General features: G+C 60.8%; 22 protein-coding genes. 9 read left to right on the top strand and 13 right to left on the bottom strand.

Annotation, left to right across the window (positions count from 1 at the left end):
- The first annotated feature begins 14 nt into the window (after positions 1-14).
- Complete coding sequence (locus tag LJX92_RS23400) at positions 15-935, top strand: S66 peptidase family protein (RefSeq protein WP_148854013.1); 921 nt, start codon at positions 15-17, stop codon at positions 933-935.
- A 115-nt stretch (positions 936-1,050) separates the two neighbouring features.
- Here LJX92_RS23400 and LJX92_RS23395 read toward each other — a convergent pair whose 3' ends face one another.
- From LJX92_RS23395 to leuS, 5 genes are all read right to left on the bottom strand, one after another.
- Positions 1,051-2,376 carry a lytic murein transglycosylase gene (locus LJX92_RS23395; RefSeq protein ID WP_032879301.1) on the bottom strand — a complete coding sequence of 442 codons (1,326 nt, stop codon included), beginning with the start codon at positions 2,374-2,376 and terminating at the stop codon, positions 1,051-1,053.
- Positions 2,377-2,438: 62 nt separating this feature from the next.
- Positions 2,439-2,603, bottom strand: coding sequence for an alternative ribosome rescue factor ArfA (arfA, locus tag LJX92_RS23390; protein WP_003176285.1), 165 nt, complete (start codon positions 2,601-2,603; stop codon positions 2,439-2,441).
- A 214-nt stretch (positions 2,604-2,817) separates the two neighbouring features.
- Positions 2,818-3,855 carry a DNA polymerase III subunit delta gene (gene holA, locus LJX92_RS23385; protein WP_228309015.1) on the bottom strand — a complete coding sequence of 346 codons (1,038 nt, stop codon included), beginning with the start codon at positions 3,853-3,855 and terminating at the stop codon, positions 2,818-2,820.
- A gap of 39 nt (positions 3,856-3,894) precedes the next feature.
- The gene (gene lptE / locus LJX92_RS23380; RefSeq protein WP_032879303.1) at positions 3,895-4,500 is read right to left on the bottom strand and encodes an LPS assembly lipoprotein LptE; all 606 of its coding nucleotides are present in this window, start codon (positions 4,498-4,500) and stop codon (positions 3,895-3,897) included.
- 89 nt (positions 4,501-4,589) lie between these two features.
- Entirely contained in the window at positions 4,590-7,196 is a 2,607-nt protein-coding gene (gene leuS, locus LJX92_RS23375) for a leucine--tRNA ligase (protein WP_005791732.1), read from the bottom strand.
- Between the two features lie 261 nt (positions 7,197-7,457).
- Here leuS and LJX92_RS23370 point away from each other — a divergent pair, with 261 nt between their 5' ends.
- Positions 7,458-7,775 (top strand): hypothetical protein, encoded by a 318-nt coding sequence (locus LJX92_RS23370; protein WP_005791730.1) that lies wholly within the window; start codon positions 7,458-7,460, stop codon positions 7,773-7,775.
- Between the two features lie 97 nt (positions 7,776-7,872).
- Complete coding sequence (locus tag LJX92_RS23365; RefSeq protein WP_005791728.1) at positions 7,873-8,634, top strand: YdcF family protein; 762 nt, start codon at positions 7,873-7,875, stop codon at positions 8,632-8,634.
- A gap of 50 nt (positions 8,635-8,684) precedes the next feature.
- Here the strand turns inward: LJX92_RS23365 and lnt are convergent, their stop codons facing one another.
- The 5 genes from lnt to miaB all read right to left on the bottom strand — a co-directional run bounded on the left by lnt (position 8,685) and on the right by miaB (position 14,378).
- Entirely contained in the window at positions 8,685-10,208 is a 1,524-nt protein-coding gene (lnt, locus tag LJX92_RS23360; RefSeq protein WP_032881204.1) for an apolipoprotein N-acyltransferase, read from the bottom strand.
- Positions 10,209-10,481: 273 nt separating this feature from the next.
- Positions 10,482-11,321, bottom strand: a complete 840-nt coding sequence (locus LJX92_RS23355) for an HlyC/CorC family transporter (RefSeq protein ID WP_015373027.1) — start codon at positions 11,319-11,321, stop codon at positions 10,482-10,484.
- Between the two features lie 42 nt (positions 11,322-11,363).
- The gene (gene ybeY / locus LJX92_RS23350; protein WP_005791722.1) at positions 11,364-11,822 is read right to left on the bottom strand and encodes an rRNA maturation RNase YbeY; all 459 of its coding nucleotides are present in this window, start codon (positions 11,820-11,822) and stop codon (positions 11,364-11,366) included.
- Positions 11,815-12,819: a PhoH family protein gene (locus LJX92_RS23345; RefSeq protein ID WP_005791720.1), complete on the bottom strand. Its 1,005-nt coding sequence runs from the start codon at positions 12,817-12,819 to the stop codon at positions 11,815-11,817. Before LJX92_RS23345 ends, ybeY begins: the two co-directional genes overlap by 8 nt.
- A 230-nt stretch (positions 12,820-13,049) precedes the next feature.
- Entirely contained in the window at positions 13,050-14,378 is a 1,329-nt protein-coding gene (miaB, locus tag LJX92_RS23340; protein WP_005791718.1) for a tRNA (N6-isopentenyl adenosine(37)-C2)-methylthiotransferase MiaB, read from the bottom strand.
- Positions 14,379-14,508: 130 nt separating this feature from the next.
- On the opposite strand from miaB, the gene LJX92_RS23335 reads away from it, so the two are divergent.
- From LJX92_RS23335 to LJX92_RS23310, 6 genes are all read left to right on the top strand, one after another.
- Positions 14,509-14,835: a DUF1820 family protein gene (locus LJX92_RS23335; protein WP_003194436.1), complete on the top strand. Its 327-nt coding sequence runs from the start codon at positions 14,509-14,511 to the stop codon at positions 14,833-14,835.
- A gap of 223 nt (positions 14,836-15,058) precedes the next feature.
- A complete protein-coding gene (locus LJX92_RS23330) occupies positions 15,059-17,113 on the top strand; it encodes an NAD(P)-binding protein (RefSeq protein ID WP_148854016.1) in 2,055 nt (684 codons plus the stop codon).
- A gap of 38 nt (positions 17,114-17,151) precedes the next feature.
- Complete coding sequence (locus LJX92_RS23325; protein WP_032879309.1) at positions 17,152-17,910, top strand: transporter substrate-binding domain-containing protein; 759 nt, start codon at positions 17,152-17,154, stop codon at positions 17,908-17,910.
- 30 nt (positions 17,911-17,940) lie between these two features.
- On the top strand, positions 17,941-18,657 hold the full coding sequence (locus LJX92_RS23320; RefSeq protein WP_005791712.1) for an ABC transporter permease: 717 nt from the start codon (positions 17,941-17,943) through the stop codon (positions 18,655-18,657).
- A complete protein-coding gene (locus LJX92_RS23315) occupies positions 18,654-19,364 on the top strand; it encodes an ABC transporter permease (RefSeq protein WP_032879313.1) in 711 nt (236 codons plus the stop codon). The genes LJX92_RS23320 and LJX92_RS23315 overlap by 4 nt, the downstream gene beginning before the upstream one ends.
- A gap of 9 nt (positions 19,365-19,373) precedes the next feature.
- Positions 19,374-20,486: a succinylglutamate desuccinylase/aspartoacylase family protein gene (locus LJX92_RS23310; RefSeq protein ID WP_032879315.1), complete on the top strand. Its 1,113-nt coding sequence runs from the start codon at positions 19,374-19,376 to the stop codon at positions 20,484-20,486.
- On the opposite strand, the gene LJX92_RS23305 is transcribed toward LJX92_RS23310, so the two are convergent.
- From LJX92_RS23305 to thiE, 3 genes are all read right to left on the bottom strand, one after another.
- Positions 20,487-21,041: a tetratricopeptide repeat protein gene (locus LJX92_RS23305; protein ID WP_005791705.1), complete on the bottom strand. Its 555-nt coding sequence runs from the start codon at positions 21,039-21,041 to the stop codon at positions 20,487-20,489. It lies immediately after the preceding gene.
- A gap of 226 nt (positions 21,042-21,267) precedes the next feature.
- Complete coding sequence (hemL, locus tag LJX92_RS23300) at positions 21,268-22,551, bottom strand: glutamate-1-semialdehyde 2,1-aminomutase (RefSeq protein ID WP_005791703.1); 1,284 nt, start codon at positions 22,549-22,551, stop codon at positions 21,268-21,270.
- 19 nt (positions 22,552-22,570) lie between these two features.
- The gene (thiE, locus tag LJX92_RS23295; protein WP_032879317.1) at positions 22,571-23,194 is read right to left on the bottom strand and encodes a thiamine phosphate synthase; all 624 of its coding nucleotides are present in this window, start codon (positions 23,192-23,194) and stop codon (positions 22,571-22,573) included.
- Between the last annotated feature and the right edge of the window lie 10 nt (positions 23,195-23,204).

Genomic DNA, 23,204 nt, shown 5'->3' with positions numbered 1-23,204 from the left:
AGGGAGAACCATAGATGACCGCCGCCGTACCTGCACTGCGCCCCGAAGGCACCATCGGCCTGATCGCCCCCGCTGGCCCTGCCGCGCTGGATGTTGAAAAAGCCGGGCAATGGATGCGTGCCCGCGGTTACGACCTGCGTATTTACCCCGGTGTATACGAGCGCGACGGCTACCTGGCCGGCAGCGATGAAGTGCGTCTGCGCGATTTGCATGCCGCCTTCGCCAATCCCGACGTCGATGCCATCTTCTGCCTGCGCGGCGGCTACGGCACGCCGCGCTTGCTCGACGCGCTGGACTACGACCTGCTGCGCGCCCACCCCAAACCATTCGTGGGTTACAGCGATATCACCGCCTTGCACTTGGCGATCAACCGTTACGCCGGTTTTGTCACATTCCACGGGCCGATGCTCAATGCCGACCTGCTGGGCGACAAGCAACAGCCAACCGAATCCTCCCTGTTCAGCCTGCTGCGTGGCCAACTGGGCGCCGGCAGTGTGCTTGCGCACCCGGTGGCCTACCCATTGACCACGATCGAGCCAGGCATTGCCTGTGGGCGCTTGCTGGGCGGTAATCTGTCGATGATTGCTGCAACAATGGGCACGCCGTATGAGATAGACGCCGAAGGCATCATCCTGTTTATCGAGGACGTCAACGAGCCGCTTTATCGTATCGACCGCCTGCTGACTCACCTGCGCCTGGCCGGCAAGCTGGCCCAGGTCGCCGGTGTGCTGGTAGGGGATGTGGCGGGTGTGGATAACGGTGCGCTGGAGCGGTTGCTGAAGCAGACCTTCGAACCCCTGTGCGTTCCGGTGCTGGCCGGCTGGCGCAGTGGGCATTGCGACCCCAACCTGACGTTGCCGATGGGTGCTTTGGTGCGCTTGGATGCGGGGGAGCGGCGGGTGGTGTTGGAGCAGGATGTAGTGTTCAACCCCTGAGTTTTTTACAGTCTGCTAAACCGCAATCGGGGGCAAGCCCCTCCCACATTTTTGGAATGCATTCCAAGTGTGGGAGGGGGCTTGCCCCCGATTGCGGTAGTCGCCATAAGTCAATCTACCGGCCTTGCAGTGATTCCAGCAACTTCACCGTCGGATACCCATCCGCCGGCCAGCCCAACGCCTGCTGCGCCGCGCGAATCGCCTTGCGCGTATTGGCGCCGATAATCCCATCCGGATTACCGGCGTCATAGCCTTTGGCGCTGAGTGCCGTTTGCAGGTCGATACGCTGGGAGCGGCTCAGCGGCAGCTCATCTTTGGGCCAACTGCCACGAATCACACCGCCGCCGCCAAATCGCTCCGACAATAGGCCAACCGCCAGCGCATAAGACGACGAATTGTTGTACTTGAGGATTGCGCGGAAGTTATCCAATACCAGGAATGCCGGGCCACGGTAGCCAGCCGGTAACAGCAGGGCGGCGGACAACTGGTCGACATTGGCCGGCAGGCTCACGCCAGGGGGGAGTTGGATGCCCAGTTGCAGCCATTGCGCCACGGTCTTGCGCACGCCGCCATCGGCCAGGCTGTAGTCGAAGCCCGACGGCAGCGGCTGCACTTCAACGCCCCATGGCTGGCCTTTCTGCCACCCGGAGCTTTGCAGGTAATGCGCCGTGGAGGCGAGGGCGTCGGACGGGCTGTTCCAGATATCGCGACGACCATCACCGTCAAAGTCCACCGCATGGGTGTTATAGGTGGTCGGGATAAACTGCGTCTGGCCCATCGCACCAGCCCAGGAACCTTTCATCTGGTCGGCCTGAATATCACCATGCTGGATGATCTGCAGCGCTGCCAGCAGCTGCGCCTGGGCAAAGGCCGGGCGACGGCCTTCATAGGCCAGGGTGGCCAGGGAGCGGATCACCGAATTATTGCCCTGGAACGCGCCGAAGTTGCTCTCCATGCCCCACACCGAGACCAGTGCCTGGCGGTCGACGCCATAGCGCTGTTCGATGCTTTGCAGAATATCGGCGTACTTGACCAGCAGCGCCTGACCATTGCGCACGCGCACCGGTGACAGGGCGCCGTCGAGGTATTCCCACACCGGGCGGGAAAATTCCGGTTGGCTGCGGTCGGCGCGAATCACCGCCATATCAGGGGTGACGCCGGCAAAAGCGTTATCGAACACAGCCGCAGTGATCCCGGCTTGCAGCGCTTGCGCACGGAAGCCAGCCTGCCATTCGGCAAAGGTCTGGGTCGGTTGGATATCAAGATTATCCACTGCCAAGGGGGCTACCACAGCCGGTGCGATAGCCGGTGCCGTCTGGAGCTTGGGCAGGGGCTGAGCGTCCGCGGCGGTGGGTTTTTCCGCGCAGGCGACAAGCAGAATGAGGCTGGAGGCAGCGATCAATTGGCGTAGGTGCCAACGACGAGAAAGACTAGAGGGCATGCACAGGTCCAGGGGGTTACAAATCAGGTACAGACCTTATCATGCCAGAGGGGCGCTTGCCTTCAGGCAGCCAGAAAGTAAGAAGCCTCCCAGCTATTAGACTGGAAGGCTTCGCGGCGGTAGCTGCCTTTGCCCTTGCCGGCGCGTTCCTGACGGCTGCGGAACAGTGGCTGGGCGATGATGGATTTGGCCTTGTTGGGGCCATGCTTGGATGGCTTTTTGCTCATGGTGTCTAGTCTCTGTGGGTGGTGGAGCGGGCAAATAATCTGCCTAAGTTGAGCGGCTGTAAAGCCCCGCGAAGTGTAGGAAAGGTACGCAGGTCAAATGTGGGAGGGGGCTTGCTCCCGATAGCGGTACATCAGTGAAACATAAATTCCTGACACACTGCCATCGGGAGCAAGCCCCCTCCCACATTGGATCTATGGTGTTTTCAAGAGAGGGTTATTCGGCTGGCAGGGTGAGGCGCTGGCCGGCCATCAATAGCGACAAACGGCTCAGGCTCATCCACGGCGAGCCGGCTGCCTGGCCCTTGATTTGCGCATCGATGCGTTGCGCTTCCAGCAACAGTTGCGCCCAGCGTTGCGCCGAGTGCCGTTGCAGGGCTTTGCTCATCAGCGGTTTGCGCTTGTCCCACACCGGAGGCCTGGCCTGGCTGAAGCATTTGTCCAGGGGTGTGCCCTGGCTGTATTGCAAGGCGATATTCGCCAGTACTCGCAGCTCCCGGGCCAGGGCCCAGAGGATCACCGGCGGTTCCACCCCTTCGCCACGCAAGCCTTCAAGCATACGCAGCGCGTGGGCGGGCTCACCGTTGAGGATCGAATCGACCAGGCCGAACACATCAAAGCGAGCGCTATCGGCCACTGCGCCTTGTACGGTTTCGACGGTGATCTGCCCATCCTCGGCCATCAGCTTGAGCTTTTCGATCTCCTGTGCGGCGGCAAGCAGGTTGCCCTCGACCCGGGCGGCGATCAGCTCCACGGCATCTTGTGTCGCCGCCAGCCCCGATTGTGACAGGCGCTGACGAATCCACTGCGGCAACTGGTTGCTGTCCACTGGCCAGATCTGGATGAACTGGGTTTGCGCACCTTCTACCAGTGCCTTGCCCCACTTGGTTTTCTGCGCGCTGCCATCGAGCTTGGGCAGGCTGATCAGCAGCACGGTGTCTTCGGCAGGGCGCGAGCAGTACTCCATCAGCGCCGCCGCACCTTTGTCGCCCGGCTTGCCCGAGGGCAGGCGCAGCTCCAGCAGGCGCTTTTCGGCAAACAGCGACATGCTCGCGCCGGCTTGCAGCAGGGTACCCCAGTCGAAACTGGCGTCAGCACTGAATACCTGACGTTCATCGAAGCCTTGCTGGCGCGCGGCAGTGCGGATGGCGTCGGCGGCTTCCTGGCACAGCAGCGGGTCATCACCGCTGACGATATAAACAGGCGCGAGGCCACCTTGCAGGTGTTTGGCGAGTTGGGCGGGGGCGAGTTTCATAGGCAGGGCGAACGGGGCGCCAGGGGCGCCCCGTCTGGCTTACTCGACAGGAACTTCAACAGGCGATTGTTTCGGCGTGTTGTCTTCATACTCTTGCGCGGCTTTCAGGGCATCGGCGTCAGCCTTGGCCTTGTTGTCAGCGGTTTGCTGCAGGGCGGCGAGCTTTTCCGGGGTCAGCATTTGCAGGCGAGTCATCATGCGCTGGATCAGCTCACGACGCATTTCCTTGCGCACCTGGAGGGTCTCGGAGTCCGAACCCACCAGGTTATTGCCATCGTGGCTCACGACTTTCTGCACCTGGATCTTGTCACCCATCAGCGGCAACTGATCGCGACCCTGTACTTCGAAGTAGAGCGCAGTGTTCAACTCCACATCGGACGCACGGCCGGCACTGGCGTAGCTGATATTGCGCTGGGTTTCTTTCTCGTCCGTCAGGATCAGTTTGTAGGTCGCGCCGTTGTACACGTGCACGCCGCTGTTCTCCAGGGTCTGGCGCAGCTGGGTGACGGTTTCGCCATAGGCGTTGCGGGCGCTGACGTCGAGTTCCTTGAGCGACAGCTCGTTGGTGCCGGTGCCGCGCAGCTGGAAGCCGCAAGCGCTCAGCAGCACGGCAAGGCCCATAACCAGCAGATTGCGTTTGATCATTTTGTTGCTCCCCTTGAAACCAGGTGGGCCTTATCCAGGCCCTAAAGGTTTAGTTCGGCGCAGGGCCCAAGCCCCGCGCCCGATCCGATTTAGCTGGCGACGATGTTGACCAGTTTGCCGGGCACCACGATCACTTTGCGGATCGTCAAGCCTTCGGTAAAGCGCAGCACGTTTTCGTTGATGCGAGCAGCCGCTTCGACCTCTTCACGGCTGGCACTGGCCGGCATGTCGATCTGGCCGCGCAGTTTACCGTTAACCTGGATGACCAGTTGCAGCGTGTCCTGAACCAGGGCGCTGTCATCCTGTACCGGCCAGGCGGCATCGATGACGGCGCCGCTGTGGCCCAGGCGGTTCCACAGGTCGTGGCTGATATGCGGCGTGATCGGTGCGAGCAGCAGGGTAACCGTTTCCAGGCCCTCGTGAATCAGCGCGCGATCAAGTTCGGTGGCCTGCGGGGCTTTTTCCAGCACGTTCATCAGCGTCATCACCTGGGCGATGGCGGTGTTGAACTTGTGGTTCTGCCCTACGTCCAGGCTCGCTTGGCGGATGGCCAGGTGAGTGCTGCGGCGAATGGCTTTCTGCTCGTCGTTCAAGGCCGCGACGTCCAGCTTGCCCGGCAAGCCCTGGCTGACATGGGCATGGGCCAGGCGCCAGACGCGCTTGAGGAAGCGGTGCGAGCCTTCGACGCCGGAGTCGGACCATTCGGCGCTCATGTCGGGCGGCGAGGCGAACATCATGAACAGACGGCAGGTATCGGCGCCGAATTGGTCGATCATCGACTGTGGGTCGACGCCGTTGTTCTTGGACTTGGCCATCTTCTCGGTGCCACCGATTTCCACCGGCAGGCCGTCGGCTTTCAGTTTGGCGCTGATCACCTTGGCTTTGCTGTCACGCTCAAGTTCGACGTCCGCCGGGTTGAACCAGGTGTAGGCGCCATTGGCTTCGCGACGATAGTAGGTATCGGCGATCACCATGCCCTGGGTCAGCAGGTTCTTGAACGGCTCATCGGAGCTCACCAGGCCTTCGTCACGCATCAGCTTGTGGAAGAAGCGCGCGTACAGCAGGTGGAGAATGGCGTGTTCGATACCGCCGATGTACTGATCCACCGGCAGCCAATGGTCGGCTGCGGATTTCTCCACCAGGCCACCTTCATAGTGCGGCGAAGCGTAACGGGCGTAGTACCAGGAGGACTCCACGAAGGTGTCCATGGTGTCGGTTTCACGCTTGGCCGGTGCGCCGCATTTCGGGCAGTTGCACTCGTAGAACTCGGGCATGCGCGCCAATGGCGAGCCAGCACCATCTGGCACTACATCTTCAGGCAGCACGACGGGCAGTTGGTCTTCCGGTACCGGTACATCGCCGCAGGTTTGGCAGTGAATGATTGGGATCGGGCAGCCCCAGTAGCGCTGGCGGCTGATACCCCAGTCGCGCAAGCGGAACTGGGTGCGCGAAGCACCGAGGTTCTTCTTGATCAGCGCGACTTCGATGGCGTCGAAGGCGCCCTGGAAGTCCAGGCCGTCAAATTCGCCGGAGTTGATCAGGGTGCCGTGCTCGCCGTAGGCGTCTTGCCACGGGGCTGGGTTGGTGTCGCCCGAGCTGGTACGTACTACCGACTTGATCGGCAGGCTGTATTTGGTGGCGAATTCGAAATCGCGCTCGTCGTGGGCCGGCACGGCCATGACGGCGCCGTCGCCGTAGTGCATCAGCACATAGTTGGCGACCCATACCGGCAGTTTCTCGCCGGTCAGCGGGTGCTCGACGAACAGGCCGGTCGGCAGGCCTTTTTTCTCCTGGGTGGCGACGTCGGCTTCCGCCACGCTGCCGCCCTTGCATTCGGCGATGAACGCCTGCAGCTCGGGGTTGTTCTGTGCCGCCTGGGTGGCCAGCGGGTGTTCGGCGGCGACCGCGACGTAAGTCGCGCCCATCAGCGTATCCGGACGGGTGGTGAAGACTTTCAGGGCGCCCGCTTCGCCGATGGAATCGACGTTATACGGGAACTGCACTTCCATGCCCTTGGATTTGCCGATCCAGTTGCGCTGCATGGTCTTGACCTGTTCAGGCCAGCCCGGCAGATCGTCGAGGCTCGACAACAGTTCATCCGCGTAGGCGGTGATCTTGAAGTAGTACATCGGGATTTCGCGCTTTTCGATCAGCGCGCCGGAGCGCCAGCCGCGACCGTCGATGACCTGCTCGTTGGCCAGTACGGTCTGGTCGATCGGGTCCCAGTTCACGGTACCGCTCTTTTTGTAGATCACACCTTTTTCGAACAGGCGCGTGAACAGCCATTGTTCCCAACGGTAGTAATCGGGCTTGCAGGTGGTGACCTCGCGGGACCAGTCCACCGCCAGGCCCAGGCTGCGCAGCTGGGTCTTCATGTAGGCGATGTTTTCGTAGGTCCACTTGGCGGGCGCCACGTTGTTTTTCATCGCGGCGTTTTCTGCCGGCATACCGAAGGCGTCCCAACCCATGGGTTGCAGGACATTTTTGCCGAGCATGCGCTGGTAGCGGGAAATCACGTCGCCGATGGTGTAGTTACGCACGTGCCCCATGTGTAGCTTGCCGCTGGGGTAAGGGAACATCGATAGGCAGTAGTAAGTCTCCTTGCCTGGCTGTTCGCTGACTTCAAAGGACTTTTGCTCGTCCCAGAAGGTTTGTGCGGCATTTTCTATTTCACGGGGCTGATATTGTTCGTGCATGGCTACTTTTGAACTGAATAGGGGTGGCCTAATCCTCTTCGGTGCATAGTCCGGGTTGTTCGACACCAGAAAGTGGCGCGTCCGTGCCCAAACCCTGCGGGAAGTGGAGTTACAGGAAGCGCCGTAGCATACATGACCCCACTCTATCGAGGGAAACCCTGATTGCGCGGCAAGGGCCGTCTGTCGCGGCACCGGGCAGGTGCAGCAACGGGGGCTACGCTGTTTATTGGGGAGCAAGTATTTCTTCAATGAGGTGAGGGGATGGTTGAATCGCAGCGAACTCTAACGAAACCGCAATTGTATGAAGGACTGATCGACCGTTTGGGTCGGGCATTGGATGCTGCAAGAACCGCAGGCCGATTGCGTGATGAGCGGCCTCTGGAGCTGGAGTTGCGAGGCTTGAGCCAGGCAGAGCTTGAATTGATCAGGACTTACCTGGAGTTGAATCAACACCGCGCCTCTCATGGGCAGGCCTCCCCGCCAGCCCAGGAGCCTCCTCGTTCGGCCAAGGTCATTTGGCTCAAAGACTTGGCGGCCGGTCGCGGCCCGGAAAGGTCCCGGTCCGTACGGTGCAAGTGAAGCACAGTACTATCCATTAACGTTGTCGAAACAGGCTGGTAAAGATTGTCGCTTGATCGCGTTGCATTTAGGCTTCGGGCATCTTTGGAGATGCCCGATGCCTTTTCGTTATTTCATCAAACAATTGCTGTTGCCGCCCGGCATTTTTTTGTTGTTGTTGGCGTGTGCCTGGTGGTTTCGCCGTAGCCGCCCGCGCCTGGCCGGGGTGTGCTTTGCCCTGGGGCTGGGCGGGATGTGGTTGATCAGCCTGCCGGTGATGGTGCAATGGGGCGCCCGTGCGCTTGAGACAGCGCCGCCATTGGCTCGCGAAGACTGGGCCACGCTCGCCCAGCGCGCCGATGCGATTGTGGTGTTGGGCTCCGGGCGCGAGCGTGGGGACATCGCCTGGGGCAGCGACCAGCCCACCGGCGTTGGTCTTGAGCGTGAGCGTTATGCGGCGCGACTGGCCAAGGCGTCAGGCTTGCCGGTGCTGACCAGTGGCGGCTTGCATTACGGCACGCCGCCCAGCGAAGCCGAATTGATGGCGGTGTCGATGCAGGATGATTTCGGCGTCAGCGTGCGCTGGAAGGAAGAGCGCAGCCGTACCACTTGGGAAAACGCCCAGATGAGCGCCGAGATTCTGCTGCCCCAAGGCATCAAGCGTGTGGTGGTGGTGACGCAGGCCTGGCATATGCCGCGTTCGGTGTGGAGTTTTGAGAAAGCCGGTTTCACCGTGGTGCCCGGGCCGGTGGGCTTTCTGGGCGTGGACCACGGCCGGCCGCTGGGCGGCTGGATGCCGGAGGTCAAGGCGGTGTGGCAGAGCGGGCAGTTGATCAACGAAGCGGTGGGGCAGGTGGGGTATCGGTTGTTCTACCGATAGGTGCAACACAGGAAATCAATTGTGGGAGCAGGCAAGCCAGCTCCCACAGGTCAGAGCGTTTTGGACATCCGGCCAGCCAGCAGCGCCCAGCCAAACAACCCCAGGCACACAATGATCAACGGCCACGAACGCCACTGCAGGTACGGCGTGAGGTTATGCATCGGCACCACTTCGCCGTAGAGAATGCCACGCTCGAATTGCGGGATCTGTGCGGTGATCTGCCCAAACGGGTTGATCAGCCCGGTCACGCCGTTATTGGTGGCGCGGATCATCCAGCGCCCGGCTTCCAGTGCACGCATCTGCGCCATTTGCAGGTGCTGCAATGGGCCGATGGAGCGACCGAACCAGGTGTCGTTGCTGATGGTCAGCAGCAGGTCGCTCTGGGCCGACAGGCCGGCAGCGAATTCCGGGTACACCACTTCATAGCAAATGAACGGCGCAATCTGATAGCCCTTGGCCTGAAGCATGGCCTGGTCTGAAGGGCCACGGGCGAAGTCCGACATCGGCAGGTCGAAGAACGCAATCAGCCCGCGCAGCATGTCCTGCAACGGCACGTATTCGCCAAACGGCACCAGCTTTTGCTTGAGATAGGTGCCGTCACCTTCGCCGACTACGGTAATGCCATTGAAGTAGCGCTTCTCATGGTGCACTTCCTGGCGAATCGGTACCCCGGTAATCAGCGCGGTGTTCCGGTCGGCGGCAAACTTGCCCATCATGCCCAGGTAGCCCTCGACCGACTCCTTGAGTACCGGCACGGCGGTTTCCGGCCATACCAGCAGGTCGACACGCTTGGAGCTCAGGCTCATGTCGCGATACAGCGCCAACTGTGCATTAAGCTGCTCGGGGTCCCACTTCATGCTTTGCTCGACGTTGCCCTGGATGGCGGCGACGCTCAGGGGGGCGCCGGAGGGCGAGGTCCAGGCGTGGTGCTTGAGCGCCAGGCCGATGGCCCAGGGGGCGACCAGCAACACCAGGCCCGCACCAATGAAGGCGTTGCGCTTGCTTGCCAGCAGGCGCGGCAGGTTGCACAGCAGGGCTGCCGTGAGTGCAAGCGCGAAGGAAATCAGCCACATTCCGCCCAGCGGCGCGAGGCCGGTCAGCGGGCCGTCGAGTTGGCTGTAACCGGAGTACAACCAGGGGAAACCGGTGAGGAACCAGCCACGAAACGCTTCCTGGCCAACCCATAACGCGGCGAAGGTCAGGGCATCCGCCAACGGTGCTTCATTGCGGCGCAGCCAGCGCGCCCACAACCAGGCGGGCAGGGCAAAGAACCAGGCAATGGCGGCGGTGAACAGCAGCATCAGGAACCCCGCCAGCAGCACCGAAGCGCCGCCGAAGTGGTGGATGCTGTAGTAGATCCAGCTGGTGCCGGCGCCAAACAGGCCGAAACCGAAACACCAGCCGCGGCCCAGGGCCTGGCGGGGTGTCAGCTCCCGCAGGCCGATATAGAACAGGCCGACCGCTACCAGAGCCAACGGCCAGATATCGAACGGCGCCAGCGCCAGAGTAGTGATGGCGCCGGCCACCACGGCCAGCAAGTTACCGGGCCAGCCGGGGCGGTTCAGGCGCTGCATGTAGGGGTGGGTCATCAGCTATTTCCTGTATCGCGCCGGGCCTGCTGCGGCACAGGGCAAGGCGCGAGGAGTGTGGTTTGGTTTTTCCAAATGAACGACGAGTAACGCAGCCCTGTGTCGCAGCAGGCCCGGCCCTTCGGGTTGTCCCTGAGAGCGGGCCATACTGCGTTGCAGGCCTTGAAAAGGGAATGCCATTCCCTGCGGCCTGCGCCTTGCCTGGCCCGCTCTCAGGGGCAACGCGACACAGGAAATAGCTGATGCCCCACCCCTTCCTTAGCGGGCAATAGGTGTCAAACGGATCAGATGGATACGACGACTATCGGCATTCAAAATGCGGAAGCGATAGGCGCCAATCTCGGTGGTTTCGTTACGCTTGGGCAGATGCCCGAACGCACTCATCACCAGGCCGCCGACCGTGTCGAACTCATCGTCGGAGAATTCGCTGTCGAAGAACTCGTTGAAGTTCTCGATCGGCGTCAGCGCCTTGACCAGGAAGTCACCGCTGGGCAGCGGCTTGATGTAGCTGTCTTCTTCGACGTCGTGCTCGTCTTCGATATCGCCGACGATCTGTTCCAGCACGTCTTCGATGGTCACCAGGCCAGCCACGCCGCCGTATTCGTCGATCACAATGGCCATGTGATTGTGGTTGGCGCGAAATTCGCGCAGCAGCACATTCAGGCGCTTGGATTCAGGTACGAAGGTGGCCGGACGCAGCAGGTCCTTGATGTTGAAGTTGTCGCCATTCTCCTTGAGGATCAGCGGCAACAGGTCCTTGGCCAGCAGGACACCCATGACGTCGTCATGGCTTTCACCGATCACCGGGTAGCGCGAGTGCGCCGAGTCGATCACGGCCGGGAGGAATTCCCGTGGGGTCTGGGTCGCCTTGATGCTGATCATCTGTGAGCGCGGGACCATGATGTCCCGTACTTGCAGGTCAGCCACCTGGATGGCGCCTTCGACGATGGCCAGCGCTTCGCTGTCCAGCAACTTGTTCTGGTGGGCCTCGCGCAGCAGCTCCAGCAGCTCCTGGCGGTTTTTCGGCTCGTGGGCAAAAGCCTGGGTCAGTTTACCCAGCCATGACTTCTGCCCGTTGCTCGATCGGTCTTCGCTCATAGCGATTACTCTAAATCCTTTGATATGACAGTTGAGTGTTGATCAGCTTTCGTCGTCTGCGTAAGGGTCGCGGTGACCCAATTCAGCAAGCAACGTTCGTTCCAGTGCTTCCATTTCCTCGGCTTCATCATCGTCTATATGGTCGTAGCCCAAGAGATGCAAGCAGCCGTGGATGACTAGATGGGCCCAATGGGCTTCAAGTTCCTTGCCTTGTTCCTTTGCCTCGCGCTCGACCACCTCGACGCAGATCACCAGATCGCCCAGCAGCGGGATATCCAGCAACTCGTCGGGTACGTCGGCGGGGAAGGACAGCACGTTGGTCGCGTAGTCTTTTTGACGCCAGGTGTGGTTCAGCTCGCGGCCTTCGGGCTCATCCACCAGACGAATGGTCAGCTCCGAGTCTGCGGTGCGCTGGCGCAGGGCCAGGGTGCACCAGTGCCGGAACTGTGCTTCGCTGGGGGCGGGCGCTTCGGTGGCAAGCTGCAGGTCTAGCTCAAGCATCGCCGCGAACGTCCCTGGCCGGTGCGTCATCCTTGTGATCGAAACGCTCATAGGCTTCTACGATGCGCTGCACCAGCGGGTGACGCACCACGTCCTTGGGCATGAAATGCGTGAAGCTGATGCCCGGTACATCCTTGAGTACTTCGATCACCTGCGCCAGCCCCGACTTGGTGCCCTTGGGCAGGTCGACCTGGGTGACGTCACCGGTGATCACGGCGGTAGAGCCGAAACCGATGCGGGTGAGGAACATCTTCATCTGCTCGACGGTGGTGTTCTGGCTTTCGTCGAGGATGATGAAGCTGTTGTTCAAGGTGCGGCCACGCATGTAGGCCAGCGGGGCGATTTCGATCACCTGGCGCTCGATCAGCTTGGCCACGTATTCAAAGCCGAGCATCTCGTACAGCGCGTCGTAGAGCGGGCGCAGGTACGGGTCGATCTTCTGGGCCAGGTCGCCGGGCAGGAAGCCGAGCTTTTCGCCCGCTTCGACCGCCGGGCGCACCAGCAGGATGCGCCGTACTTGCTCGCGCTCCAGGGCATCCACCGCACAGGCAACGGCCAGGTAAGTCTTGCCGGTACCGGCTGGGCCGATGCCGAAGTTGATGTCGTTGCCGAGGATTTCCTTGACGTACTTCTGCTGATTCAAGCCGCGTGGGCGAATCATGCCTTTTTTGGTACGCAGGGCCACGCTGGCTTCGGCCACCGGGTTGTTGGCCAGGTCCTCCACGGCTGATTCCTGCAGGTACAGGTGTACCGTCTCTGGCGACAGCTCACTACCCTTGGTTTCGCGGTAGAGGCGACGCAGCAGGTTTTCGGCAGACGTGGTGTGTTGGGGTTCACCAATGAGCTCGAACTGATTGCCGCGGTTGCGGATCTCGATGCTCAGGCGTTGTTCGATCAGGCGCAGGTGCTCGTCGAACTGTCCGCACAGGTTGGCGAAACGGCGAGCCTCAAACGGCTCGAGGAGAAAACGATGGGGTTCTGCTATGGGTGCGTTCAAGGTTGCTTTTAGCCGCCCTTTGGCTGATGAGGTGAGAGAGAGAATAACGCCAGGCGCCAGTGTGCGAAAGCACTTAAATAGCCTGGCCCTACTCTCGATAACCATGAAGAACTCCTGTGGGAGCTGGCTTGCCTGCGATAGCGGTGGGTCAGTTGGCACATAGGGCACTGATACATCGCTATCGCAGGCAAGCCAGCTCCCACATTTTGATCTTCATCCGGTCCGCGAGATCAGTTGATCAGCGAGCCGCGCAACGAGTGTGGCTGCGCCGCATCGATGTGCACATCGGCAAATTGGCCGATCAGCGTCGGGTTGTCGCAGCGGAAGTTGACGATGCGGTTGTTCTCGGTGCGCCCCTGCAACTCACCCGGGTCTTTCTTCGAGTAATCGGTGACCAGGATGCGCTGGGTCGAGCCGACCATTTGTCGGCTGATTTCGAAACCCTGTTGGTTGAGGCGATGTTGCAGTGCGTTCAACCGCTCCTTTTTCAACGCCTCCGGGGTTTCGTCCAGCAGGTCCGCCGCCGGGGTGCCCGGGCGCTGGCTGTACACAAACGAGTAGGAAAAGTCGAAACCGACGTCTTCAATCAGCTTCATGGTCTGCTGGAAATCTTTCTCGGTTTCGCCCGGGAAGCCGACGATAAAGTCCGAACTGATGCAGATGCCCGGTACGGCGGCGCGCAATTTGCGCAGCTTGGATTTGTATTCCAGCGCCGTGTGGTTGCGCTTCATCGCCGACAGGATGCGGTCCGAGCCCGATTGCACCGGCAAGTGCAGGTGCTTGACCAGCTCCGGCACTTCGGCGTGGGCCTGGATCAGGCTGTCGGAGAATTCCAGCGGGTGCGAAGTGGTATAGCGGATACGTTCGATGCCATCGACGGCGGCGACCACGCGGATCAGCTCCGCCAGGTCGGCCAGGCGCCCGTCGTGGGTCAGGCCGCGGTAGCCGTTGACGTTCTGGCCCAGTAGGGTCACTTCGCGCACGCCGTTTTCAGCCAGGTGGATGATTTCTGCCAGTACATCGTCAAACGGCCGGCTGACTTCTTCACCGCGTGTGTAGGGCACCACGCAGAAAGTGCAGTACTTGCTGCAACCTTCCATCACCGACACGTAGGCGCTCGGGCCATCGATGCGCGGCTCGGGCAAATGGTCGAATTTCTCGATTTCCGGGAACGATACGTCCACCTGCGGCAGCTTGGTGACGCGTGCGGCGTCAATCATTTCCGGCAGGCGGTGCAAGGTCTGCGGGCCGAACACCACGTCGACATACGGGGCGCGGTCGCGGATCGCAGCACCTTCCTGGCTGGCCACGCAACCGCCGACGGCGATCACCATGTCCGGGTTGGCCAGTTTCAATTCACGCCAGCGGCCCAGCTGGGAGTACACACGGTCCTGGGCCCGTTCGCGGATCGAGCAGGTATTGAGCAGGATCACGTCGGCATCTTCGGCGCGGGCGGTGACTTCCAGGGCCTGGTGTTCGCCCAGCAGGTCGACCATGCGCGAGCTGTCGTACTCGTTCATCTGGCAACCGTGGGTTTCGATATAAAGCTTCTTGGCCATGGGAATCGTCAACTGGTGGTAAAGAACCGCGCATTATAGGGGTCATGCCCATCGGTTCCTAGCGCTGTGCATCGGGTGCCATGCTATAGTTCGCGCCCTCTTTTATATCCCCATGTGTTCCCCGCCCACCATGACCAAACGTGAAGCTCCAATCTACAAGGTGATTTTCCTCAACCAGGGCCAGGTGTTCGAAATGTACGCCAAGCAGATCTATCAAAGTGATCTGTGGGGCTTCCTGGAAGTGGAAGAGTTCGTCTTTGGCGAGCGCACCCAGTTGGTCGTCGATCCGGGCGAAGAAAAGCTCAAGGCCCAGTTCGAAGGCGTGGTGCGCAGCTTTGTGCCGATGCATTCGATTGTGCGCATCGATGAGGTCGAACGCCTGGGTACGCCGAAGATCAGCGAAGCACGGGGCACGAGCAATGTGATGCCGTTTCCGATGCCGATGCCCGAGAAATGATCTGCAATTAATTTGTAGGGCGTTTCCGAAACTGCCTCTCAGTGGATGGACATTTTGTTTGAAAGATAGCAAATTTTGTTTATTCAGAGAGGGCATCATGAATATACCAATAATAAGAAAACCTCGAAGTTTCCCCCGTTCAACTGCGTTTAATCACGCCACTCATTAGCGCCAAGTTCCATCATGCCGTCATTAACGAACTGACTTGTTCGGGAGTAGCCCTGTGCGCGATCCTCGCTATGACATTCTGTTTGAGCCGGTACAAATAGGCCCGGTCCGTACTCGCAATCGCTTTTATCAAGTTCCCCACTGTAATGGCATGGGCCATGTACATCCCTCGGCCATGGCCCGGATGCGCGCAGTGAAAGCCGAGGGCGGCTGGGGCGTGGTGTGCACTGAAGAGTGCGAAATCAGCCCGCTGAGCGAGTTCTCCCCTTATATCGAGGCGCGTTTGTGGGATGAGCGCGACATTCCTGCATTGGCCCGCATGTGTGAGGCGGTACACCAGCACGGGTCGTTGGCAGGGGTAGAGCTGGCATTCAACGGTTACTCGGCGCCCAACCGCTACAGTCGCGAAATTCCCTGGGCGCCTTCCAATACCCCGGTGCGCAGTTACGACCCGGTGCAGGCCCGGGCCATGAGCCATGCCGATATCCGGCAATTGCGCGCCCTGCATCGAGCCGCCGCATTGCGCGCCCGGGAGGCGGGTTTCGACATCATCTATGTGTACGCCGGCCACGACCTGAGTGTGCCGTTCCATTTCCTCACGCCACGCAATAACCGGCGTACCGACGAATACGGCGGTGTGTTGGAAAACCGTGTGCGTTTGCTCCGCGAATTGATTGAAGACACTCGCGACGCAGTCGGTGATCGGTGTGCCGTAGCGGTCCGCCTGGCGGTGGATGAACAAATGGCCGACGGCTTGAGTCGCGAGGGCGAAGGTGCCGAAATCTTCTCGATGCTGGCGGACCTGCCGGACTTGTGGGACGTCAATGTCGCCGATTGGTCCAATGACAGCGTGACGGCGCGCTTTGCCGGGGAGGGTTACCAGGAGACCTTCCTGCTGGGGCTCAAGGCGCTGACCAGCAAGCCCGTGGTGGGCGTCGGCCGCTTCACTTCGCCAGACACCATGGTGTCTTTGGTTCGTCGTGGCGTGCTGGACCTGATCGGGGCGGCCCGCCCTTCGATTGCCGATCCGTTCTTGCCCAAGAAGATTGAAGAGGGGCGCGCCGAGGAAATTCGCGAGTGTATCGGCTGCAATGTATGCGTCAGTGGCGATCACACCAGCACGCCCCTGCGCTGTACACAGAACCCGACCATGGGTGAGGAATGGCGACGTGGCTGGCATCCCGAGTCGGTCAACCATACGCAGCAACCCGGCCGGGCGCTGGTGGTCGGCGCCGGGCCATCCGGGCTTGAGTGTTCACGGATCCTGGGTGCGCGAGGGATGGAAGTGGCCCTGGTCGACGGCCTGCGCACCCTGGGCGGACGTGTAGCGCTGGAAGCTCGGCTGCCGGGGCTGGCGAGTTGGGCGCGGGTGATTGACTATCGACTGGATGCGTTGAGCCGTATGCCGTCGGTGGAGATCTATCGGGAAAGCCACTTGCAGGCCCAGGACGTGCTGGATTTAGCCGCTGAGCATGTGTTCATTGCTACGGGTTCCCACTGGCGACGTGATGGATTGGGGCGCGCCTTGCGCCGATCCTTATCGGGCCTGGACAGCCTGCCCGTGCTGACGCCTGATGACCTGATGGCAGGGGCGTTGCCCGCTTCGCCGGTGCTGCTGTTCGATGACGATCACTATTACATGGGCAGCGTGCTGGCCGAACATCTGGTGGCGCGTGGCGTGGAGGTGATATTCGTCACCCCCGCGGCGGACGTGGCGGCCTGGACCCATAACACCCTTGAGCAGCATCGCATTCAGCGTCGTCTGATGCAGCTGAATGTCACGATCGTGCCGTCCCATACGCTGGTCAGCGTTAAGCCAGAGGGCGTGGTAGCGGGCTGCATCTACACCGAACGTACGCGGTTGATCCCAGCTGCAGCCTTGCTGCTGGTCACTTCCCGGGAGCCTGAGCAGGCGCTGTATCAGGCCTTGAACAACTCACCCGAACAGTTACAGGCGGCAGGCATCCGAACGCTCACGCTGATCGGCGACTGTGTGGCGCCCGGCACCATTGCGGCGGCGGTGTATTCAGGGCATCGCATCGCGCGTGAGTTCGATGCGCCGGAGGGCTCGCTGGTAGTGCGCAGAGAAATTCCATTTATAGAGGTGTAGTCAGTCCAACTGTTCAATCAATAACGAGGAATACAATAATGAAAAAAATACTCCTGATGTTATTCACCGCGCTCCTGATTAATACATCGTTGTTTGCCAACGATTACAACGTGATCCGTTTCGCTGCCGATCCCAACTATGCGCCCTTTGCTTATAAAGACAGCACGGGGACTTTGACCGGTTTTGAAATAGATATCGGCAATGCAATTTGTGCACGTTTGAATGTTCGCTGCCAATGGGTCGAGAGTGACTTTGACGGCATGATTCCCAGCCTCAACGCCGGCAAGATCGACGCCATCTTCGCTTCAATGACCATCACTGCCGCTCGGCAAAAGGTCATCGACTTCTCCTCGGAGGTGTTTTCCAGCCCCACTGCCATGGTGATGCGCCCTGGCACTGAGCTTTCCACAGGCATGGCCGTCGGCTATTTGCAGGGCAGTACTCAGGAAGTTTATGCCCGGCAAGTGCTCGCTGGGCAGGGTATGAAGGTGGTGGCTTATGCCGATCAGGAGCAAGTGTACGCGGACCTGCTGACAGGGCGTTTGCAGGCATCGCTGCAGGATGCTCAGCAAGCACAGAGCGGATTTTTGCGTTCACCCCAAGGCGTCGGGTTTGTACTGGGGCCGCTGATTGACAGCGAGTTGATGCCGTCCAAAAGCGGCATCGGCCTCGCCAAGGGCAACCACACGTTGAAAGCGCTGTTGGATAAGGGGCTGGCTGCCCTGCACGCCGATGGCACCTACGCTCGCCTGCAAGAGCAGTACTTCCCCGGTGTGAACATGTTCAGCGGCCAATAACCGCCTTCAACGGCCAGCGAGGACACGATCATGCTACCTGCCTTCACTCAATTCGCCGCGTCCCTGGGCGGTTTTTTGCCGATGTTACTGCACGGGGTCTGGGTCACCTTGCAACTGGCACTGTTGTCATTGCTGCTGGGGCTGATCCTGGGCCTGCTGGGGGCAGGTGCCAAGCTGTCCAGGGTGAGGGCATGGCGCCTGTGCGCACAGGTGTACACCACCTTGATTCGCGGGGTACCGGACCTGCTGTTAATGCTGTTGATTTTCTACGGATTGCAGACAGGCCTGAGTCGTCTGACCAGCGAATTGGGCTGGGCCTACATCGATATCGACCCTTTCAGCGCCGGCGTGATCACTCTGGGGTTTATCTACGGCGCTTATTTCACCGAAACCTTTCGCGGCGCGTTGCTGGCTGTACCCCGTGGGCAGTTCCAGGCAGCCAAGGCCCTTGGCCTGAGCTTCAGGCAGAGCTTTTTGCATGTGATATTCCCGCAGATGATGCGATTCGCCCTGCCGGGTCTGGGCAATAACTGGATGGTCTTGCTCAAGGCTACGGCGCTGGTGTCGATCATCGGCCTGGCAGACCTGGTGAAAGTGGCGCAGATGGCGGGCAAGAGCAGTCAGCAATTACTGGCTTTTCTGCTGCTGGCGGCGCTGGTCTACCTGTTGCTCAGCAGTGTTTCAAACGCAGCGTTGCGCTGGCTGGAGCGTCGGTATGGTGAAGGTGTGCAGGGATCATCATCATGATCGAGCTTATCCAGGAGTATTGGCGGCCGTTTATTTATTCCGACGGTCAACAAATCACCGGTCTGGCCATGACCTTGTGGCTGACCAGCGCCTCTTTGTGCCTGGGCCTGCTGTTGGCGTTGCCACTGTCCATCGCCAGGACGTCCAGCCGACGCTGGCTGCGCTGGCCGGTGCAAAGCTTTACCTACGTGTTTCGCGGCACACCGCTGTATATCCAGTTACTGATCTTCTACACCGGCATCTACAGCATTGGCGCTGTTCGCGAGCAACCGTTGCTGGATGCCTTTTTTCGCGAAGCGCTCAATTGCACGCTTCTGGCGTTTGCCCTCAATACCGCGGCCTACACCACGGAAATACTGGCGGGCGCAATTCGGGCAATGCCACGCGGTGAAATCGAGGCTGCTCGTTCCCTGGGCTTCGACGGCTGGAAATTGTACGTGCACTTGATCATGCCCTCGGCCCTGCGCCGGTCGTTGCCCTACTACAGCAATGAAGTGATCTTCATGTTGCATTCCACCACCCTGGCGTTCACGGCAACGGTGCCGGATATCCTGAAAGTCGCACGGGATGCCAACGCTGCAACCTTCCTCACCTTCCAATCCTTTGGCCTGGCCGCGGCGCTTTACTTGTGTATTACGTTCGCGTTGGTCGGCTTGTTCCATCTGGCTGAACGACGTTGGCTGAGCTTTCTTGATTCGAGTCGATAGGGGGGCAATATGCAGACTCACAGGCATGAACTGTTAACGGCTGTGCCAGGTACCACGCGGCATATTCATAGTTTTCATTACGGTCCGGCCAATGCGCCGAGCAAGGTTTACATCCAGGCGTCCCTGCACGCCGATGAATTACCGGGGATGCTGGTGTTGTGGCATCTCAAACAGCGTCTGGCGCACCTGGAGGCGACAGGTGCGTTGCGTTGGCAAGTGGTGCTGGTGCCGGTGGCCAATCCGTTGGGATTGGAGCAGGTGCTGATGGACGTACCGCAGGGGCGTTTCGATAACGACAGTCGAGAGAACTTCAACCGCTTCTTCGTTGACGTCAGCGAGCAGGTCGGCGACCAGGTACAGGATGTTCTGACCGATGATCCTGCGCATAACCTGCATCTGATCCGTGCGGCCCTGCGGCGAACCCTTGTCAGCCAGGTACCGGCGACCCAGCTGCACTCTCTGCGTTTGGTCCTGCAAACGCTGGCCTGTGACGCCGACAGGGTGCTGGACCTGCATTGTGATTTCGAGGCAGTGCAGCACCTGTACCTGGCGCCCGATGCCTGGCCCCAGGTGGAGCCGCTGGCGCGGTACCTGGGCGCTCGGGCCTGCTTTATGAGCCCGGACGCGGGCGGGCATTCGTTCGACGATTGCTACACCTTGTTCTGGGCACGGATGCAGGCGCGTTTTCCTGGGGCCTTTTCGGCGCCGGGTTTTGCCGTGACCGTGGAGTTGCGCGGCGTTGCCGATGTGGACCACGGGCTGGCGCGGCAGGATTGTCAGGCGTTGATCAACTATCTGATGTTACAGGGAGGCATTGAGGGGCAAGCGCCGCCACTGCCGGCGCTATTGAGCCCGCCAACACCCTTGGCGGGGGTCGAGCCGGTGGTGAGCCCGGTGGGAGGCTTGATGGTCTTTTGCGCGCAGGTGGGGGACTACCTCGAAGCAGGACAGATCGTGGCGCAAGTCATCGACCCGATCACGGACCGAGTGATTGAGGTCGCGTGTGAGCATGAAGGGCTGTTGTATGTGCGATCAGTACGCCGCATGGCAAGCGCCGGTATGACGATTGCCCATGTAGCGGGGTCCACGGCATATCGACAGGGCTACCTGTTATCGCCGTGATCAGGGCAGGGGAGAGAAGGGCGAGCGCCCATCGGCGCTCTGCAATTCCTGCAGGTAATTACGGAAAATCTGCCCCAGTACCTGGGTCGCCACTTCCAGTTCATCGCGCTGCATGTGCTCGGCGACCTCATCGGCGGTGTCCAGCGCGTCTTCAGCACCGTTGACCGCGGCCATTTTCAGCACGATGTAGGCCTGCACGTTATTGGCCGGCACGCCTTCACCCTTGAAGAACATATTGCCGAGCTGGAATTGCGCCTGGGCGTGGCCTTGTAGCGAAGCCTTTTCGAAGTAGCTCAACGCTTTGTTGAGGTCGACGGCCGGGTTCTTGCTGTCGTGGTAGAACTCGCCCAACTCGTATTGCGCTTGCGCATCCCCTTCATCAGCTTGTTTCTGGCACGCGCTCAGGGCTTCGGCCTGGCTGTCTGGCTGGGTATTGAGGGTGCAACGACCCATCGCTGGGATTAACAACGAGTTGCCGCCTGCCTGGGCATGTGCCAGCAGCGGCTGAAGGAGCAACAGGCAGCCCAGAACCAGGGTGCGGCCGGTGCGTTTCATGGGAATCGACTTACCTCTGACGGGGCGCGCGGACCCTCGGGGAGTCCAATAAGCGCGCATTATGAAATAAGCAGGCCTCTGCTTACAAAGTCTTTACTCGTTTTTCTGCTGCTTGGGCAAGTTATCTGCCGGATTGCAGGGCAATTCTCGAAAAAACCAGGAAACTTCTGTAAGCAAAGTAGCAAATCTGACGCTGCCTGGGGGGCAACGTCAGAACGTGGGTCACTTATTTCAGGGCCGCGAAGGCGCGTTCGGCAGCATCCAGGGTCAGTTTCAGCTCGGCTTCGCCATGGGCGATCGAGGTGAAGCCGGCTTCGAAGGCGCTCGGCGCCAGGTACACGCCGCCTTCAAGCATCAGGTGGAAGAAGCGCTTGAACAGGTCGGCATCGCTGCCCATCACGTCATCAAAGGTGACGATGTCGTCGGCGCCGCTGAAGTACAGGCCGAACATGCCACCGGCCTGGGTGGTGACAAACGGGATACCCGCGGCGTCGGCGCGCTGCTGCAGGCCATCAAGCAGGCGGGTGGTGTAGTCGGTCAGCTCGGCGTGGAAGCCCGGGCGGCTGATCAGGCGCAGGGTGGTCAGGCCAGCGGCCATTGCCAGCGGGTTACCCGACAAGGTGCCAGCCTGGTAAACCGGGCCCAGCGGGGCGATGTGCTGCATGATTTCGCGCTTGCCGCCGAAGCAGCCTACTGGCATACCGCCACCGATGATCTTGCCGAAGGTGCTCAGGTCCGGCGTGACGCCGTAGTGTGCCTGGGCGCCGCCGAGGGCGACGCGGAAACCGGTCATCACTTCGTCAAAGATCAGCACCACGCCGTGCTTGTCGCACTGCTCGCGCAGGCCTTCGAGGAAACCCGGTGCCGGCGGTACGCAGTTCATGTTGCCGGCCACCGGCTCGACGATGATGCAGGCCACGTCCTGGCCGACTTCGCTGAGCATTTGCTCGACGGCGGCGATGTCGTTGAACGGCAGGGTCAGGGTGTGCTTGGCGAATGCCGCCGGCACACCGGCAGAGTTGGGTACGCCCTGGGTCAGCGCGCCGGAGCCGGCCTTGACCAGCAGGCTGTCGGAGTGGCCGTGGTAGCAACCTTCGAACTTGATGATGTTGTCGCGGCCGGTGAAACCACGGGCCAGACGGATCGCGCTCATGGTGGCTTCGGTGCCGGAGCTGACCATGCGCACCATTTCCATCGACGGCACGATAGAGCAGACCAGGTCGGCCATCTCGGTTTCCATGGCGGTCGGCGCGCCATAGGACAAGCCGTGTTGCAGCTGCTGGCGCACCGCGTCGAGTACGTCCGGGTGGCTGTGGCCGAGAATCATCGGGCCCCAGGAGCCGACGTAGTCGACGTAGCGCTTGTCATCTTCGTCGGTGACGTAGGCGCCTTCGGCGTGTTTGAAGAACAACGGCGTGCCGCCCACGCTCTTGAACGCACGCACGGGGGAGTTCACACCGCCGGGGATGTGTTTCTGGGCATTGGCAAACAGGGTTTCGGAACGGGACATGATGGACGTCTCTCTGAAATCAGATTTTAAGAAGGGCATTGAAAGCACGGGCGCGTCGCGTGACTTCCTGAGTACTGTCGGCGCCGAATAAACCGTGCACCACGGCCAGCAGGTCGGCACCGTGGGCCACCAGCGGTTCGGCGTTGTCCAGGGTCACGCCGCCGATCACGCAGATCGGCAGCTGCAAGCGCGTGCGGGCCTCGGCCAGCATTTCAACGGTGGCGGCAGGTGCGCCGGGCTTGGTGGTGGAATTGAAGAAGCGCCCGAAGGCGACATAACTGGCGCCTTCCTTGGCGGCCTGTTCGGCCAGTTCGATCTGGCTGTGGCAGGTAGCACCGATGATCGCCTTGGAACCGAGCAGCGCACGGGCCGGGGTCAGCGGACCATCGGTCTGCCCCAGATGCACGCCCACGCCCAGGCGCGCGGCGAGTTCGGCATCATCGTTGATGATCAATTGAGTCTTGTAGCGCGAGCACAGTTCATACAGCTTTTCGGCTTCACGCAGGCGCCGTGCCTCGTCGCTGCTTTTGTCGCGGTACTGCAACAGTGTCACGCCGCCGTCCAGCGCCGCTTGGACGTAGGCGAGGAACTTGCCGGCCAGGAGCTGGCTGTCGGTAATGGCGTAAAGGCCACGTAGTTTCATCGGGCAAGCC

It is taken from the genome of Pseudomonas sp. HN8-3 (assembly GCF_020790195.1).
Classification (GTDB): domain Bacteria; phylum Pseudomonadota; class Gammaproteobacteria; order Pseudomonadales; family Pseudomonadaceae; genus Aquipseudomonas; species Aquipseudomonas synxantha_A.
Note: the sequence above shows the minus strand (reverse complement) of the source record. Positions and strands in the feature narration are given on the sequence as shown.